This is a genomic window from Streptomyces sennicomposti (assembly GCF_019890635.1).
Taxonomy (GTDB): Bacteria; Actinomycetota; Actinomycetes; order Streptomycetales; family Streptomycetaceae; genus Streptomyces; species Streptomyces sennicomposti.
On the sequence record NZ_JAIOAB010000063.1, the window covers coordinates 28,179 to 43,293 of the forward strand.

10 protein-coding genes and 2 pseudogenes are annotated in these 15,115 nt (G+C 73.4%); 4 read left to right on the top strand and 8 right to left on the bottom strand.

Annotated elements, in window-relative coordinates; all coding sequences use genetic code 11:
* The 4 genes from K7787_RS26485 to K7787_RS26500 all read right to left on the bottom strand — a co-directional run bounded on the left by K7787_RS26485 (position 1) and on the right by K7787_RS26500 (position 5,542).
* The gene (locus K7787_RS26485) at positions 1-1,467 is read right to left on the bottom strand and encodes an NCS2 family permease (protein ID WP_019985001.1); all 1,467 of its coding nucleotides are present in this window, start codon (positions 1,465-1,467) and stop codon (positions 1-3) included.
* Positions 1,468-1,671: 204 nt separating this feature from the next.
* Entirely contained in the window at positions 1,672-4,059 is a 2,388-nt protein-coding gene (locus tag K7787_RS26490) for a xanthine dehydrogenase family protein molybdopterin-binding subunit (RefSeq protein ID WP_223003193.1), read from the bottom strand.
* Between the two features lie 2 nt (positions 4,060-4,061).
* The gene (locus tag K7787_RS26495) at positions 4,062-4,652 is read right to left on the bottom strand and encodes a (2Fe-2S)-binding protein (protein ID WP_164390555.1); all 591 of its coding nucleotides are present in this window, start codon (positions 4,650-4,652) and stop codon (positions 4,062-4,064) included.
* Positions 4,652-5,542, bottom strand: a complete 891-nt coding sequence (locus K7787_RS26500) for an FAD binding domain-containing protein (RefSeq protein WP_223003194.1) — start codon at positions 5,540-5,542, stop codon at positions 4,652-4,654. The genes K7787_RS26495 and K7787_RS26500 overlap by 1 nt, the downstream gene beginning before the upstream one ends.
* A gap of 335 nt (positions 5,543-5,877) precedes the next feature.
* On the opposite strand from K7787_RS26500, the pseudogene K7787_RS32480 reads away from it, so the two are divergent.
* Positions 5,878-7,758 (top strand): annotated as a pseudogene (locus tag K7787_RS32480) (PucR family transcriptional regulator).
* 165 nt (positions 7,759-7,923) lie between these two features.
* Complete coding sequence (locus K7787_RS26510; RefSeq protein WP_019984996.1) at positions 7,924-8,691, top strand: hypothetical protein; 768 nt, start codon at positions 7,924-7,926, stop codon at positions 8,689-8,691.
* 6 nt (positions 8,692-8,697) lie between these two features.
* Here the strand turns inward: K7787_RS26510 and K7787_RS32335 are convergent, their stop codons facing one another.
* Positions 8,698-9,723, bottom strand: a complete 1,026-nt coding sequence (locus tag K7787_RS32335; RefSeq protein WP_223003196.1) for an FCD domain-containing protein — start codon at positions 9,721-9,723, stop codon at positions 8,698-8,700.
* A gap of 165 nt (positions 9,724-9,888) precedes the next feature.
* On the opposite strand from K7787_RS32335, the gene K7787_RS26520 reads away from it, so the two are divergent.
* Positions 9,889-10,722 (top strand): (2Fe-2S)-binding protein, encoded by an 834-nt coding sequence (locus tag K7787_RS26520; protein ID WP_223003197.1) that lies wholly within the window; start codon positions 9,889-9,891, stop codon positions 10,720-10,722.
* A 326-nt stretch (positions 10,723-11,048) separates the two neighbouring features.
* Complete coding sequence (locus K7787_RS26525) at positions 11,049-12,083, top strand: DUF2637 domain-containing protein (RefSeq protein ID WP_164393762.1); 1,035 nt, start codon at positions 11,049-11,051, stop codon at positions 12,081-12,083.
* Between the two features lie 84 nt (positions 12,084-12,167).
* On the opposite strand, the gene K7787_RS26530 is transcribed toward K7787_RS26525, so the two are convergent.
* The 3 genes and pseudogenes from K7787_RS26530 to K7787_RS26540 all read right to left on the bottom strand — a co-directional run.
* Positions 12,168-12,653 (bottom strand): ATP-binding protein, encoded by a 486-nt coding sequence (locus tag K7787_RS26530; RefSeq protein ID WP_078625026.1) that lies wholly within the window; start codon positions 12,651-12,653, stop codon positions 12,168-12,170.
* 287 nt (positions 12,654-12,940) lie between these two features.
* On the bottom strand, positions 12,941-14,683 hold the full coding sequence (locus tag K7787_RS26535) for a pyruvate dehydrogenase (RefSeq protein WP_164393765.1): 1,743 nt from the start codon (positions 14,681-14,683) through the stop codon (positions 12,941-12,943).
* 76 nt (positions 14,684-14,759) lie between these two features.
* Positions 14,760-15,115, bottom strand: a pseudogene (locus tag K7787_RS26540) (protein phosphatase 2C domain-containing protein); the annotation flags it as partial.

The window sequence follows — 15,115 nt, forward strand, 5'->3', positions numbered from 1 at the left end:
CTAGTGGACGCCGAGCCAGGCCTCGATGGGATGCAGTGCGAAGTAGACGAGGAAGACGGCCGTCAAACCCCACATGAAGGCGCCGATCTCGCGCGCCTTGCCCTGGGCGACCTTGATGACGGTGTACGAGATCACGCCGGCGGCGACGCCCGGAGTGATGGAGTACGTGAACGGCATGATCACCACGGTCAGGAAGACCGGGATCGCGGTGGCCCGGTCGGACCAGTCGACGTGCCGGGCGTTCATCATCATCATGGCGCCGATGACGACGAGCGCCGCGGAGGCGACCTCCTGCGGGACGATCGCGGTGATCGGGGTGAAGAAGAGGCAGGCCGCGAAGAACAGGCCGGTGATCACCGAGGAGAAGCCGGTGCGGGCGCCCTCGCCGACGCCGGTGGCCGACTCGATGAACACGGACTGGCCGGAGCCGCCCGCCACGCCGCCGACCACGCCGCCGGCGCCGTCGATGAACAGCGCCTTGGACAGGCCGGGCATCCGGCCCTTGTCGTCGGCGAGGTTCGCCTCGGTGCCGACGCCGATGATCGTGGCCATGGCGTCGAAGAAGCCGGCCAGGACCAGGGTGAAGACGATGACCGTGATGGTCATGACGCCCACGTCGCCCCAGCCGCCGAAGGACACGTGCCCGAAGAGCGAGAAGTCGGGCATCGACACGGGGCTGCCGTGCAGTTCGGGCGCGCCGTTGACCCACTGCTTGGCGTCGATGACGCCGGCCGCGTTCAGGACGGTGGCGACGACGGTGCCGGCCACGATGCCGATGAGGATGGCGCCGGGGACGTTGCGGGCCTGGAGCGCGAAGATCACCAGGAGGGTGGCGGCGAACAGCAGCACCGGCCAGCCGGACAGCTCGCCGCCGGGGCCGAGGATGACCGGGCCGCCGCCGGGGGCCGGGTTGCGGCCGATGAAGCCGGCCTTGACCAGGCCGATGAAGGCGATGAACAGGCCGATGCCCATGGTGATGCCGTGCTTGAGCGGCAGCGGGATCGCGTTCATGATCATCTCGCGCAGGCCGGTGACGACCAGCAGCATGATCACGACGCCGTAGGCGACGCACATGCCCATCGCCTGCGGCCAGGTCATCTGGGGCACGACCTGGGTGGCGACGACACCGGAGACGGACAGTCCGGCGGCGAGGGCGAGCGGCACCTTGCCGACGAAGCCCATGAGCAGGGTGGTGAACGCCGCGCCGAGCGCGGTCGCGGTGATCAGGGCCTTCTGGCCGAGGGTGTCCCCGGCCACGTCCTTGCCGGACAGGATGATCGGGTTGAGCAGCAGGATGTACGCCATCGCCATGAAGGTGGTGACGCCGCCGCGCACTTCGCGCGCGACCGTCGATCCCCGCTGGGATATGTGGAAGTACCGGTCGAGCCAGGACCGTCCCGCCGGGACGCGGCTGCCCGCGCCCGCCTCTTCGGCGGCGGTCCTGGGCTCCACTGACTGCTGGGTCATGGGGCCATCTCCCAAGGTTCACAGGGGCACCCGTGCAAAGCCCTTCAGGGGCACGGGATTTGGGAATGGACGACCCGGGGGACGGCCCAGGACGAACCTCGTTGCGGGTACTTCAAGACCGCGAGCGGAGCGGAGCAAGAAGGACGGGGAGTGCTCCGGGCGGCGCGTGGATGTGACGTTCCGTGCGCCGCCCGGAGGGTCTGCTCACGCCTTGCCGGTGAGGTGCTCCGGCCGGACGGGCGTGCGGGGCAGTTCCAGCCCGGTCGCGTTCCGGATCGCCGCGAGGACGGCCGGGGTGGACGACAGGGTGGGGGCCTCGCCGATGCCGCGCAGCCCGTAGGGGGCGTGGTCGTCGGCGAGTTCGAGCACGTCGACCGGGATGGTCGGCGTGTCGAGGATGGTGGGGAGCAGATAGTCCGTGAAGGAGGGGTTCCTGACCTTCGCCGTCTTGGGGTCGACGATGATCTCCTCCATGATGGCGATGCCCAGGCCCTGGGTGGTGCCGCCCTGGATCTGCCCGATGACGGAGAGCGGGTTGAGCGCCTTGCCGACGTCCTGCGCGCAGGCCAGCTCCACGACCTTGACCAGGCCGAGTTCGGTGTCGACCTCGACGACGGCGCGGTGCGCGGCGAAGGAGTACTGCACATGGCCGTTGCCCTGGCCGGTGCGCAGGTCGAAGGGCTCGGTGGGCCGGTGGCGCCACTCCGCCTCGATCTCGACGGCCTCGTCCTCCAGCACGTCCACCAGGTCGGCGAGGACCTCGCCGCCGTCGGTGACGACCTTGCCGCCCTCCAGCAGGAGTTCGGCGGTGGCCCAGGCGGGGTGGTAGGAGCCGAACTTGCGCCGGCCGATCTCCAGCACCCGCTCGCGCACCAGCTCGCAGGAGTTCTTGACGGCGCCGCCGGTGACGTACGTCTGCCGGGAGGCCGAGGTCGAACCAGCGCTGCCCACCTGGGTGTCGGCGGGGTGGATGGTGACCTGCGCGACGCCGAGCTCGGTGCGGGCGATCTGCGCGTGCACGGTGACGCCGCCCTGGCCGACCTCCGCCATCGCGGTGTGCACGGTGGCGACCGGTTCGCCGGCGATGACCTCCATGCGCACCTTGGCGGTGGAGTAGTCGTCGAAGCCCTCGGAGAAGCCGACGTTCTTGATGCCGACCGCGTAGCCGACGCCGCGCACGACGCCCTCGCCGTGGGTGGTGTTGGACAGGCCGCCGGGCAGCTGGCGCACGTCGGCGCCCTCGCTGGACTCCCACTGGCGCTCGGGCGGCAGCGGCATCGCCTTGACGCGGCGCAGGAGTTCGGCGACCGGGGCCGGGGAGTCGACCGGCTGCCCGGTGGGCATGATCGTGCCCTGCTCCATGGCGTTGAGGCGGCGGAACTCCACCCGGTCCATGCCCACCTCGTCGGCGAGCTTGTCCATCTGCGCCTCGTAGGCGAAGCACGCCTGGACCGCGCCGAAACCGCGCATCGCGCCGCACGGCGGGTTGTTGGTGTAGAGGGCGATGGCCTCGATGTCGACGTCGTCGATGACGTACGGCCCGGCCGACAGCGAGGAGGCGTTGCCGACGACCGCCGGGGAGGCGGAGGCGTAGGCGCCGCCGTCCAGGACGATCCGGCACTTCATGTGGGTGAGCTTGCCGTCCTTGGTGGCGCCGTGCTCGTAGAAGAGGCGGGCCGGGTGGCGGTGGACGTGTCCGAAGAAGGACTCGAACCGGTTGTAGACGATCTTGACGGGCTTGCCGGTGCGCAGCGCCAGCAGGCAGGCGTGGATCTGCATGGACAGGTCCTCGCGGCCGCCGAACGCGCCACCGACGCCGGCCAGGGTCATCCGGACCTTGTCCTCGGGCAGGCCGAGCACGGGCGCGATCTGGCGCAGGTCGCTGTGCAGCCACTGGGTGGCGATGTAGAGGTGGACGCCGCCGTCCTCCTCGGGCACGGCGAGGCCGGACTCGGGGCCGAGGAAGGCCTGGTCCTGCATGCCGAAGTAGTACTCGCCCCGGACGACGAAGTCGGCCTTCTTGGCGGCCTCGTCGGCGTTGCCGCGGACGATCGGCTGGCGGTGCACGATGTTGGGGTGCGGGACGTGGCCGATGTGGTGGTCGGTGCGGTTCTCGTGGACGAGGATCGCGTCCGGCGCGGTGGCGGAGGCCTCGTCGGTGATGACGGGCAGCTCCCGGTACTCCACCTTGATCTTGGCGGCGGCGCGGCGCGCCGTCTCGGGGTGGTCGGCGGCGACGATGGCGACCGGCTCGCCGTGGTGGCGCACCTTGCCGTGGGCGAGGACGGGGGTGTCCTGGATCTCCAGCCCGTAGTGCTTCATCTCGGCCGGCAGGTCGTCGTAAGTCATGACGGCGTAGACGCCGGACATGGCGAGCGCTTCGGAGGTGTCGATGGAGACGATCTCGGCGTGGGCGACCGTGGAGCGCAGGATCTGGCCCCACAGCATGTCCTCGTGCCACATGTCGGACGAGTACGCGAACTCGCCGGTGACCTTGAGGGTGCCGTCCGGGCGGAGTGTGGACTCGCCGATGCCGCCCTTGGTCTTGGAACCCTGCGTGATCTTGGTGGGAGCACCGTTGGCCGTCGTCATGCTCAGACCCCCTCGGACTGCCGGGCGGCCGCGAGGCGGACCGCGTCCATGATCTTCTCGTAGCCCGTGCAGCGGCACAGGTTGCCCGACAGCGCCTCGCGGATGTCCGCGTCGGTCGGGTTCGGGTTGCGCTCCAGCATCTCGTCGGCGGCGACCAGCAGACCCGGGGTGCAGAAGCCGCACTGGACGGCGCCGGCGTCGATGAACGCCTGCTGGATCGGAGCCAGTTCGACGCCCTCGCCGGTCTGCGAGTCGGCGCCCTTGGCCTGCCAGCGCTGGGCCTCGTCCAGCGTGGTGCCGCCCGTGCCGCAGGCGCCGCTCGCGCAGCCGCCCTCGGCGCGGTCCTTGGCGTACTCGGCCAGTCCCTCGACGGTGACGACCTCGCGGCCCTGGACCTGCCCGGCGGCGACCAGACAGGAGCAGACCGGCACGCCGTCCAGGCGGACCGTGCAGGAGCCGCATTCGCCCTGCTCGCAGGCGTTCTTGGAGCCCGGCAGGCCCATGCGCTCGCGCAGGACGTACAGCAGGGACTCGCCCTCCCAGACGTCGTCGGCTTCCTGCGGCCGTCCGTTGACGGTGAAGTTGACACGCATTACGCAGCTCCCTCCGAGGCGTTGCGGGCGCCGCGGTACGACTCCCAGGTCCAGGTGAGTGTCCGGCGGGCCATCACACCGACCGCGTGGCGGCGGTAGCTCGCGGTGCCCCGGACGTCGTCGATCGGGTTGCAGGCGGCCGAGCACAGCTCGGCGAACTGCTTGGCGACCGACGGGGTGATGATCTTGCCGTTGTCCCAGAAGCCGCCCTCCTCCAGGGCCGCGTTCAGGAACTCCTCGGCGGCCTGGGCGCGGACGGGGGTGGGCGCGGCCGAGCCGATGCCGGTGCGGACCGAGCGGGTCTCGGGGTGCAGGGCCAGGCCGAAGGCGCACACGGCGATGACCATGGCGTTGCGGGTGCCGACCTTGGAGTACTGCTGGGGTCCGTCGGCCTTCTTGATGTGCACGGCGCGGATCAGCTCGTCGGGGGCGAGCGCGTTGCGCTTGACGCCCGTGTAGAACGCGTCGATCGGGATGCGGCGGGTGCCGCGCACCGACTCGGCCTCGACCTCGGCGCCCGCGGCGAGCAGGGCGGGGTGGGCGTCGCCGGCCGGGGAGGCGGTGCCGAGGTTGCCGCCGACGCCGCCGCGGTTGCGGATCTGCGGGGAGGCGACCGTGTGCGAGGCGAGCGCCAGGCCCGGCAGCTCGGCACGGAGGTTCTCCATGATCTTGGTGTAGGGCACCGAGGCGCCCAGCCGCACGCTGTCCTCGCCGACCTCCCACTCGTAGAGGTCGCCGACGCGGTTGAGGTTGAGCAGGTACTCGGGCCGGCGGTGGTCGAAGTTGATCTCGACCATCACGTCGGTGCCACCCGCAATCGGCACAGCGGTGGGGTGCTCGGCCTTCGCGGCGAGCGCCTCCTCCCAGCTGGCGGGGCGAAGGAAGTCCATGACCGGCTCTCTTCTTCGTCTCGAAAGGTCGTCCAGATTGAGCCAATCCGTGTGCGGCGGGCCCGGCTCGTTCGTGTTCATGTGCTGTTCACGCGGAGTGGAGCCAGTACACCGCCCGCTGCTCCGACGGGGTCAGTCACCGAAACCATGAAGGGTTTGGCTGGCCACGCCGGGCATCTTGTAGATTCGTATGAACGGAGGTCGTCGGTGACATCTTCGGTTTCCCCTGGAACAGAGGTCACCGCCCTCCCGGCGGAGCTGCTGACCGGCCGCCCGGCCGGGCCCCCACCACAGGATTCATCGTAGTTTTCGAGACAAAGAACGGCGGCGACGACATGCGGCTGCGCGCACTGCTGGACACCGATGCGCTGGGCCTGAAGCTGCTCGGCGGCGCGGAGGAGCTGGACCGCACCGTCCGGGGCGTCATGACCACCGACCTGCGCGACCCCAGCCGCTACCTCTCCGGCGGCGAGCTGGTCCTCACGGGCCTGGCCTGGCGCCGCGACGCCGCCGACGCCGAGCCGTTCGTCCGCATCCTGGCGCAGGCCGGGGTGGCCGCGCTGGCCGCCGGCGAGGCCGAGCTGGGCGCCGTCCCCGAGGACCTGGTGCGGGCCTGCGCCCGGCACCGGATGCCGCTGTTCGCGGTGCACGAGTCGGTGGCGTTCGCGACGATCACCGAGCACGTCGTACGGCAGGTCTCCGGCGAGCGGGCCGGCGACCTGGCGGCCGTGGTGGACCGGCACCGGCGGATGATGACCGCCGGCCCGGCGGGCGGCGGCCCCGACGTGGTCCTGGACCTGCTCGGCTCCGACCTGGACCTGCGGGCCTGGCTGCTGTCCCCCACCGGACGGCTGATCGCGGGACCGGGTGCGGGCGGTACGGCCGCCGGTGGCCTCACGGGCGGGCCCGGCCAGGGCGGTACGACGGCCGGGGCGGGCGCGGGCGGCCTCGCGGGCGGATCGAACGCGGGCGCGACGGCCGCCGGAGCCGGTGCGGGCGGGACGACGGCCGGGGCGGGCGGCGCGGCGGGCCGGACGGGCGCCGCGGGCGCGGGGCTGACCGCCGCCACCTGCGCCCTGCTGGCCGCCGAGCACCTGGCGGCCGCCCGGTCGGGCCGCCGCGGGCCCCACCGGGTCACGCTGGACGGCACGACGTACTCCCTCTTCCCGATCCGCGCCGGCGCGCAGCGGCCCGCGGTCGCCGCCGGGCGACCCGCGCAGAGCGGCCGCGACGTGCGCGAGACGGTGCTGTCGGACTGGGTGCTGGCCGTCGAGGCCGACGCCGGGGACTGGCCCGAGGAGCGCCTGGACCTGCTGCAGGGCGTCACCCAGCTGATCGCCGTCGAACGGGACCGGCGCGACGCCGCGCGTACGGTGCGCAGACGGCTCGCGCAGGAGGTGCTGGAGCTGGTGCAGACCGGCGCGCCGCCCGCCGAGATCGCCGCCCGGCTGCGGGTCGCCGCGCCGGTGCTGCTGCCCGGCCTCGGCGCGGCCCCGCACTGGCAGGTGGTGGTGGCCCGCGTGGAGTGGGACGGCGCGCCCGCCGAGAGCGGGCCGGTCGCCCAGGCGCTGCTGGAGGAGGTCCTCGCCGAGCCCTCCCCCGGCCTTCCGCACCCCGGCCCCGAGGCGTCCGACCGGATCGCGGTCGCGCACACCGGCGGCGAGGCCATCGCCCTGGTGCCGCTGCCGGCGGTCGCCGCCGAGCACGACGGCACCGAGAGCGGCATCCTCGCCGACGCGCTCCTGGCGTCCGTGCGCGACCCGCTGTCGGCCGGGCTCGGCGACGACGGGCGGCTCACGCTCGGCGTCAGCGCGGCCGTGCACTCGGCCGAGGGGCTGCGCGGGGCGCTGGAGGAGGCGCGGCACGCCCGGCGCGTCGCGGCGGCCCGGCCCGGCAGCGTCTGCGCCGCCGGGCACCAGGAACTCGCCTCGCACGTGCTGCTGCTCCCCTTCGTCCCGGACGACGTACGGCGCGCCTTCACCGCCCGGCTGCTGGACCCGCTGCGGGACTACGACCGCCGGCACCGCGCCGAGCTGATCCCGACGCTGGAGGCGTTCCTCGACTGCGACGGCTCCTGGACGCGGTGCGCGACCCGGCTGCACCTGCACGTCAACACACTGCGCTACCGGGTCGGGCGGATCGAGCAGTTGACGGGGCGTGACCTGTCGCGCCTGGAGGACAAGCTGGACTTCTTCCTGGCGCTGCGGATGAGCTGACGCGAAGCCGGTGGCCGGCTCCCACACCTGCCACCGGCCAGGTTCCCCCGACTTTGTGAAATCCTTCACCCACCCCCTTGGCCGGGCGCCGGGATTCGTGCTGAGATTCCGCCACCACTCGAAGCTCGAAGACGTGCTGGGGAGGGCAACGTGGCGCATACCGCCATGTCTGGTAACGGAACGACCGCAGGTGACGATCCACTCCAGACCGCGGTATGGCGGCTGCGTTCGCGCGCGTGCTGGGCCGACGCGGCGGCGCTGCTGCGGTCGGGCACCCCGGCGGCGGCGCTCCAGCGCACCGCGCTGCTGGTGGAGCGGTGCCTGTACACCGAGGCGGGGTGGCAGGACGCGGAGGACGCGCTGCGCGCCGCGGAGGCGCTGGCGCACACCGACGAGGAGCGGGGCGCGGCCGCTTGTGAACGCGGGTACTTGGCCTACTCGGCCACGCTGCACGGCGTACGGGACCGGGCCGACGAGGCGCGCTCCGCGCTGGGGCGGGCGGCGGCGCTGATCCCGCCGGGCTCGCCGGGGCGGGCGCTGCTGGACTTCCGGCGCGGGCTGATCGCGGAGAACCTGACCCGCTCGCCACAGGCCGCGCGGGCCGCCTACCGCCGCGCCCACGCGGGCGCCACCGCGCACCACGACCCGCTGCTGCTGTCCTTCACCTGGCGGCACCTGGCCGGGCTGGCGCTGCGCGAGGGCGAGCTGGCCGACGCGCGGCACGGCTTCGCCGAGTCGCTGCGGATCCGCGAGGAGCTGGGCTACCTCGTCGGCACGGCCCCGGCGCTGGTCTCCCTGGCCGAGACGGAGACGGAACCGGAGGCCTCCCGCCTCCGCGAGGAGGCCCGCCGCCTCTTCCGCCTCCTCGGCGGCGTCCCCACCTGGCTGGCCGCCCATCTGACCCCGCCGTCGCCGGGGGCGGCCACGGCGTGACCGCCGTCAGCGCGATCCCGTGACGTGGCCGTGGAGCAGGGTGCGGACCGTGTCCAGGTCCCGGGCGATCAACGCGTCCAGGAGCGCGGTGTGGTCCGTCGCGTCCGCCAGGAGGGCGGGCGCGGCGGCCGGGGGGCGCTGGGTGCGGCGGTGCAGGTCGGCGGCGATCCGGACCAGCTGCTCGTTGCCCGACAGGGACAGCAGGGCGTGGTGGAAGGCGCGGTCGGACTCGGCATAGGCGGCGGGGCAGCCGGAGGACGCGGCCCGTACGGTCGCCTCGGCCAGGGGACGCAGGGCCGCCCACCGCTCGACGGGCACCGTCCCGGCCAGCCGCAGCAGCACCGGCACCTCGAGCAGCGCCCGGACCTCGGCCAGCTCGGCCAGCTCGCGGGCGCCGCGCTCGACGACCCGGAAGCCCCGGTTGGGCACGACCTCGACGGCGCCCTCCAGCGCCAGCTGCTGCATCGCCTCCCGGACCGGCGTCGCGGACACGCCGAACCGCTCGCCGAGCACGGGCCCCGAGTAGACCTCGCCGGGCCGCAGCTCGCCGGTGGCCAGCGCGGTGCGCAGCGCGGCGAGGACCTGCCCGCGCACGGAGGACCGCCGCACCACCGGCCCGGGCGGAACGGCGGACGCCTCCCGCGCCGGCCACTCCCCCGCCGGCCGCTCCCCGGCAGACTGCTCCCCGAGGGGCTGCCCGCCGGACGCGCCGTCGCCGGGCGCGCCGTCGCCGGGCGCGCCGTCGCCGCGCGCGGGAAGGCCGTACGCGGAGTCGCCCTGCGCGGGAAGGCCGTGCGCGGGTCGGTCCTGTGCGGGGCCGCCCTGTGCGGGTCGGTCCTGTGCCGGGCGGCCCTGTGCGGAGTCGCCGTGCGCGGGGCGGCCGTGTGCGCCTTCGCCGTGCGTGTGCTCGCCGCGGGCGGCCTCCGGCGCCGAGGCGTGCCGCTCCCGCGTTCCCGCCGCCTGCCGGGGGAGCCGCGGCGCGCCCGGGGCCGCCCCCGCCGGGCCGGCGGAGTCCTGCGCGCCCTGCTTCACGGTTCTCCTCCGGGCTTGGGGGTGCTTGGGGCCATTACGGCCGGTTGCCGCTCGTGCGTCAAGCACCTTAGACACAAGTGGCCAAGGGTTCACATTCCGTCGGAGTGAAGTAAGGTAAGGCTTACCTCCAACCGTCCCCGACGACCGTGAATCGGTGGTTCCGGCATGCCTGTGCCCCCTTCGGCAGTTGCGGCCGCGTACGCGCGCCTCACCGAGGTCTTCCCCGGCCTGACGGTGGCCGAGCTGGGCCCGGGCGACCCGCTGCCGCAGGGCGGCGGCTGGACCGGCGCCGCCGCGCTCGCCGCGGGCGGCCCCGCGCTGGAGGCCTTCCTGGCCTGGGACGACGCGCAGGTGCTGCGCGACTACGGCACCCGGGCCCGCCCGGACGTGGTGGCGAGCTTCGCCCTGCACCGCTACGCCTGGCCCGCCTGCCTGCTGTTCACCGTCCCCTGGTTCCTGCACCGCCGCGTCCCGCGCCTGCCCGCCGCCCACGTCGCCTACGACCGCGAGGCCGGCCGCATGGCCGTACGCCCCGTCTCCTTCGCCTGTCTGCCCGGCGACCCCGCGGCCGCCCTGCCCGGCGCCCGCACGGTGCCCGACGAGGAGGCGCTGCGCGCCGAGGTGCGAGCCGCCGTCGCCGAGCACCTCGAACCGCTCCTCGCCGCCTTCGGCCCGCGCATGCGGCGGCGCGGGCGCGCGCTGTGGGGCATGGCGACCGACGAGATCGTCGAGAGCCTGTGGTACGTCGCCGGTCTCCTCGGCGAGGAGGACCGCGCGCTGCGCGAGCTGGAGCTGCTGCTGCCGGGCGCGACCCGCCCCTACGTCGGCGCGGCCGCGTTCCGCGAACTGACCGGCCCGAAGGGCGAGTCGCTGTCCACCCGCGACCGGATCAGCTGCTGCATGTTCTACACCCTGCGCCCCGAGGACACCTGCGACACCTGCCCGCGCACCTGCGCGGCCGAACGCGTCGTCAGGGCCACTGCCGCCGTGGCCGCTTGACGCGCCGCTGGGAGACTGACGGTCCGTCGGAACGTACGACGGGCCGTCCCGCGTCACGTAAGATCGTCCACGACTGGGACCCCATACGGGCGCGAGGAGTTCACAACTCCCTCACCCGTCGCGGGAACTTTCCGCGGAACCGCCCGTACGGGTAGTCTTATTCGAACTCAACTCCCGCCCCTCAAGCGGCAGTTCGAGCAGAACGCCGTCCCCGGGCATCCCCTTGCACCTCCTTGGCGGCCTCTTGCCCCGAAACCCCCTGAGGGCCGCCGGGATTGGGCCACTATGGCGGGCGTCACGCCCTATCCCAATGCAAGGGACCCTAGATGAGACTGACCGACATATCGCTGAACTGGCTGCTTCCGGGCGCCGTGCTGCTCCTGGGCGTGCTGGCGGCGGTGGCGGTGCTCGCGCGCGGCAAGCGGTCCAAGGGGGACACGAGTACCGAGGACTCGTGGGAGCGCAGCGAGGAGCGCCGCAGGCGCAAGGAGGCCGTCTACGGCACCGCTTCCTATGTGCTCCTGTTCTGCTGCGCGGCGGTGGCCGCAGCCCTCTCCTTCCACGGCCTGGTCGGCTTCGGCGAGCAGAACCTCGGCCTGACCGACGGCTGGCAGTACCTGGTGCCGTTCGGCCTGGACGGCGCGGCGATGTTCTGCTCCGTGCTCGCGGTGCGCGAGGCCAGCCACGGTGACGCGGCCCTCGGCTCCCGGCTGCTGGTGTGGCTGTTCGCCGCCGCCGCGGCCTGGTTCAACTGGGTGCACGCGCCGCGGGGCGTCGCCCACGCGGGCGCGCCGCAGTTCTTCGCCGGCATGTCGCTGTCGGCGGCGGTCCTCTTCGACCGCGCGCTGAAGCAGACCCGTCGGGCCGCCCTGCGCGAACAGGGCCTGGTCCCGCGCCCGTTGCCGCAGATCCGTATCGTCCGCTGGCTGCGCGCTCCCCGCGAGACGTACCGCGCCTGGTCGCTGATGCTCCTGGAGGGCGTGCGCAGCCTGGACGAGGCGGTCGAGGAGGTGCGCGACGACAAGCGCCAGAAGGAGGAGCGGCGCCGGCTCAGGCGCGAGCAGGAGCGGGTGGAGCGCGCCCAGCTCAAGGCGATCAGCCGGGGCCACCGCGGCTTCGTCGGCCGCGGCCGGCAGGGCGAGGCGCAGGCCCTGGAGCGGGGCTCCGGGCAGGCCTCCGCGGAGCCTGCCATAGCGCCCTCGGAGTCGCTGCCGGTGCGTTCGCGTCCCTCTCTCCAGCCCGTCCGCAAGGGCGGTGACGCCATCACGGTCGACCTCACCGCGGAGGACGACACACAGGCCCTGCCGCGTCTGGACTCGCTGGAGCGCAAGCTGAAGGACCTGGAGCAGCAGTTCGGCTGAGCCACGAGGACATCACGGTGCCGTAGGGGCACGCAGGGGGGCGGGGCGCGGTCCGGACGGACCGCGCCCCGCCCCCCTTTCCGCTCACGCCGCCCGCGCCGCCGTCAGTTCGAACCACACCGACTTGCCGACCTCGTGCGCGCACACGCCCCAGGCGTCCGCCAGGGACTCGACCAGGACCAGTCCCCTGCCGTTGGTGTCGGCGGCGGCCTCCGGCACCCGCGGCCGGGGCCGCTGAGCCACGAAGTCCCGTACCTCCACACGCAGTCCGCGCGGCGAGACGGTGGCGGTCAGGATCGCGTCGTCGTCGGTGTGCACGAGCGCGTTGGTGACCAGTTCGCTGGTGAGCAGTTCGGCGACGTCGGTGCCGTCCGGCCGTTCCCAGTGGCGCAGCAGTTCGCGCAGCGCGCGGCGCGCCTCGGGCACCGCCCGCAGGTCCGCCCGCGGCAGCCGGCGCCGCAACTGGGGCCCCGGGGAACGCCTCGGCGCGCCCTCGCTGCCGTCCGCCGCCGGTCCCGCCGGAAAGGCCGCCGCCGCAGCGGGACCGCCTCCTCTTACCTGACTCTCCATCTCCCCCGCCCGCGTGCCGATCTCGGTTCCCCTCCAGCTCGAACACGTTCACGGAGATCCATGCCCAGCCGGACCCACGGCAGTCATGTGGAAGCGTCAACGACCGAGCGGTCGGCCAAGTTGGCCGGAGTACGACGCTTTCCGCGCCCGCCGGGGCTCGGAGCCGCGTCCGCCGGGGCTCGGAGCCGCGCCCGCCGGGGCTCGGAGCCGCGCCCGCCGGGGCTCGGAGCCGCGCCCGCCGGGGCGCGGAGCCGCGTCCGCCGGTGGGGGCGCGGGCGCCGGCCGGTTCAAGGGCGCGGTACGTTGCGGAGGTTGGAGCGGGCCATCTGCACCATCCGGCCGACGCCGCCGTCCAGCACCATCTTCGAGGCGGACAGGGCGAACCCGGTCACCATCTCGGCGCTGATCTTCGGCGGGATGGACAGGGCGTTGGGGTCGGTGACGACGTCCACGAGGGCCGGACCCTTGTGGCGGAACGCCTCTTTGAGCGCCCCGGCCAGTTCCTTGGGCTTCTCCACCCGTACGCCGTGGGCGCCGCAGGCGCGGGCTACGGCGGCGAAGTCCGGGTTCTTGTTGGCGGTGCCGTAGGAGGGAAGTCCGGCCACCAGCATCTCCAACTCCACCATGCTCAAAGCTGAGTTGTTGAACAGCACGACCTTCACCGGCAGTTCGTACTGGACCAGGGTGAGGAAGTCGCCCATCAGCATGGCGAAGCCGCCGTCCCCGGACATGGAGACGACCTGCCGGCGCCGGTCGGTGAACTGCGCGCCGATCGCCATGGGCAGCGCGTTGGCCATCGAGCCGTGCGAGAAGGAACCGATGATCCGGCGGCGGCCGTTGGGCGAGATGTAGCGGGCGCCCCAGACGTTGCACATCCCGGTGTCGATGGTGAACACGGCGTCGTCGGCGGCCAGTTCGTCCAGCACGGCGGCCACGTACTCGGGATGGATCGGCACGTGCCGGTCCACCTTCCTGGTGTACGCCTTGACGACCCCCTCCAGCGCGTCGGCGTGCTTCTTGAGCATCCGGTCGAGGAAACGCCGGTTCTTCTTCTCCTTCACCCGCGGGATCAGACAGCGCAGCGTCTCGCGCACATCGCCCCACACGGCCAGGTCGAGCCGGGAGCGGCGGCCGAGGTGCTCGGGCCGCACGTCGATCTGCGCGATCTGCACGTCGTCGGGCAGGAACGCGTTGTAGGGGAAGTCCGTGCCGAGCAGGATCAGCAGATCGCACTCGTGGGTGGCCTCGTAGGCGGCGCCGTAACCGAGCAGCCCGCTCATCCCGACGTCGTAGGGGTTGTCGTACTGGATGAACTCCTTGCCGCGCAGGGCGTGTCCGACCGGCGACTTGATCTTCCCGGCGAACTCCATCACCTCGGCGTGCGCGCCCGCCGTGCCGCTGCCGCAGAACAGGGTGACCTTGTCGGCCTTGTCGATCATCCGCACCAATTCGTCGATCTCCGCGTCGCCGGGCCGCACGGTGGGCCGGGAGGTGACGATCGCGGTCTCGGCGGCCTTCTCGGGGGCGGGTTCGGCGGCGATGTCGCCCGGCAGGGTGACCACGCTGACGCCGCTGCGGCCGACCGCGTTCTGGATGGCGGTGTCCAGCAGCCGGGGCATCTGCTGGGGGCTGGAGATCAGCTCGCTGTAGTGGCTGCACTCCTGGAACAGCCGGTCCGGGTGGGTCTCCTGGAAGTAGCCGAGGCCGATCTCGCTGGAGGGGATGTGCGAGGCGAGGGCGAGCACCGGGGCCATGGAGCGGTGGGCGTCGTAGAGGCCGTTGATGAGGTGCAGGTTGCCGGGGCCGCAGGAGCCGGCGCAGGCCGCCAGCTTCCCGGTGATCTGCGCCTCGGCGCCGGCCGCGAAGGCGGCGGTCTCCTCGTGCCGGACGTGGATCCAGTCGATGGCGGCGTTGCGGCGCACCGCGTCGACGACCGGGTTGAGGCTGTCCCCGACGACGCCGTAGAGGCGTTTGACCCCGGCGCGGACGAGGGTGTCGACGAACTGTTCTGCGACGTTCTGCTTGGCCATGGCTGCTGGACGCCCTTCGGTCTCCTGCGGTCCCGGTGCGGATTCCTCTGGGTCCATGAATTCACAGCCGCCGCGCTCACGCCTCCCACACGGCGGCGGCCGTACGGTCGTCCGCGTACCCCTTGACCCGCGTCTGGGCGTCCGCCAGGAACGCGGCGAGGCCCGGCGCGGCGGCGTCGGACCACCGTCCGGCCAGCCGCGCGGCCAGCTCCGGCTCGCCGCGCAGCGGGTCGGCCAGGCCGTCCGTGCACATCAGCAGCACATCACCCGGCCGGGCTAGGGAGGCCCGGAACCGGAAGGGCGCGCGGGGCGGCACGGGCGGGGGCTCGGGGACGTACGGGCTCGGCGGGGCGGGGGGGGGGGCGGGCGGGGGGGGGGGGGGGCCCCCCCGGGGGGGGGGGGGGGGGGGGGGGGGGGGGGGGGGGGGGGGGG

Excerpts from the sequence above, each read along its gene's own strand:
- K7787_RS26485 (WP_019985001.1), bottom strand. The coding sequence starts at position 1,467 with ATGACCCAGCAGTCAGTGGAGCCCAGGACCGCCGCCGAAGAGGCGGGC.
- K7787_RS26490 (WP_223003193.1), bottom strand. The coding sequence starts at position 4,059 with ATGACGACGGCCAACGGTGCTCCCACCAAGATCACGCAGGGTTCCAAG.
- K7787_RS26495 (WP_164390555.1), bottom strand. The coding sequence starts at position 4,652 with ATGCGTGTCAACTTCACCGTCAACGGACGGCCGCAGGAAGCCGACGAC.
- K7787_RS26500 (WP_223003194.1), bottom strand. The coding sequence starts at position 5,542 with ATGGACTTCCTTCGCCCCGCCAGCTGGGAGGAGGCGCTCGCCGCGAAG.
- K7787_RS26510 (WP_019984996.1), top strand. The coding sequence starts at position 7,924 with ATGTCTGGTAACGGAACGACCGCAGGTGACGATCCACTCCAGACCGCG.
- K7787_RS26520 (WP_223003197.1), top strand. The coding sequence starts at position 9,889 with ATGCCTGTGCCCCCTTCGGCAGTTGCGGCCGCGTACGCGCGCCTCACC.
- K7787_RS26525 (WP_164393762.1), top strand. The coding sequence starts at position 11,049 with ATGAGACTGACCGACATATCGCTGAACTGGCTGCTTCCGGGCGCCGTG.
- K7787_RS26530 (WP_078625026.1), bottom strand. The coding sequence starts at position 12,653 with ATGGAGAGTCAGGTAAGAGGAGGCGGTCCCGCTGCGGCGGCGGCCTTT.
- K7787_RS26535 (WP_164393765.1), bottom strand. The coding sequence starts at position 14,683 with ATGGCCAAGCAGAACGTCGCAGAACAGTTCGTCGACACCCTCGTCCGC.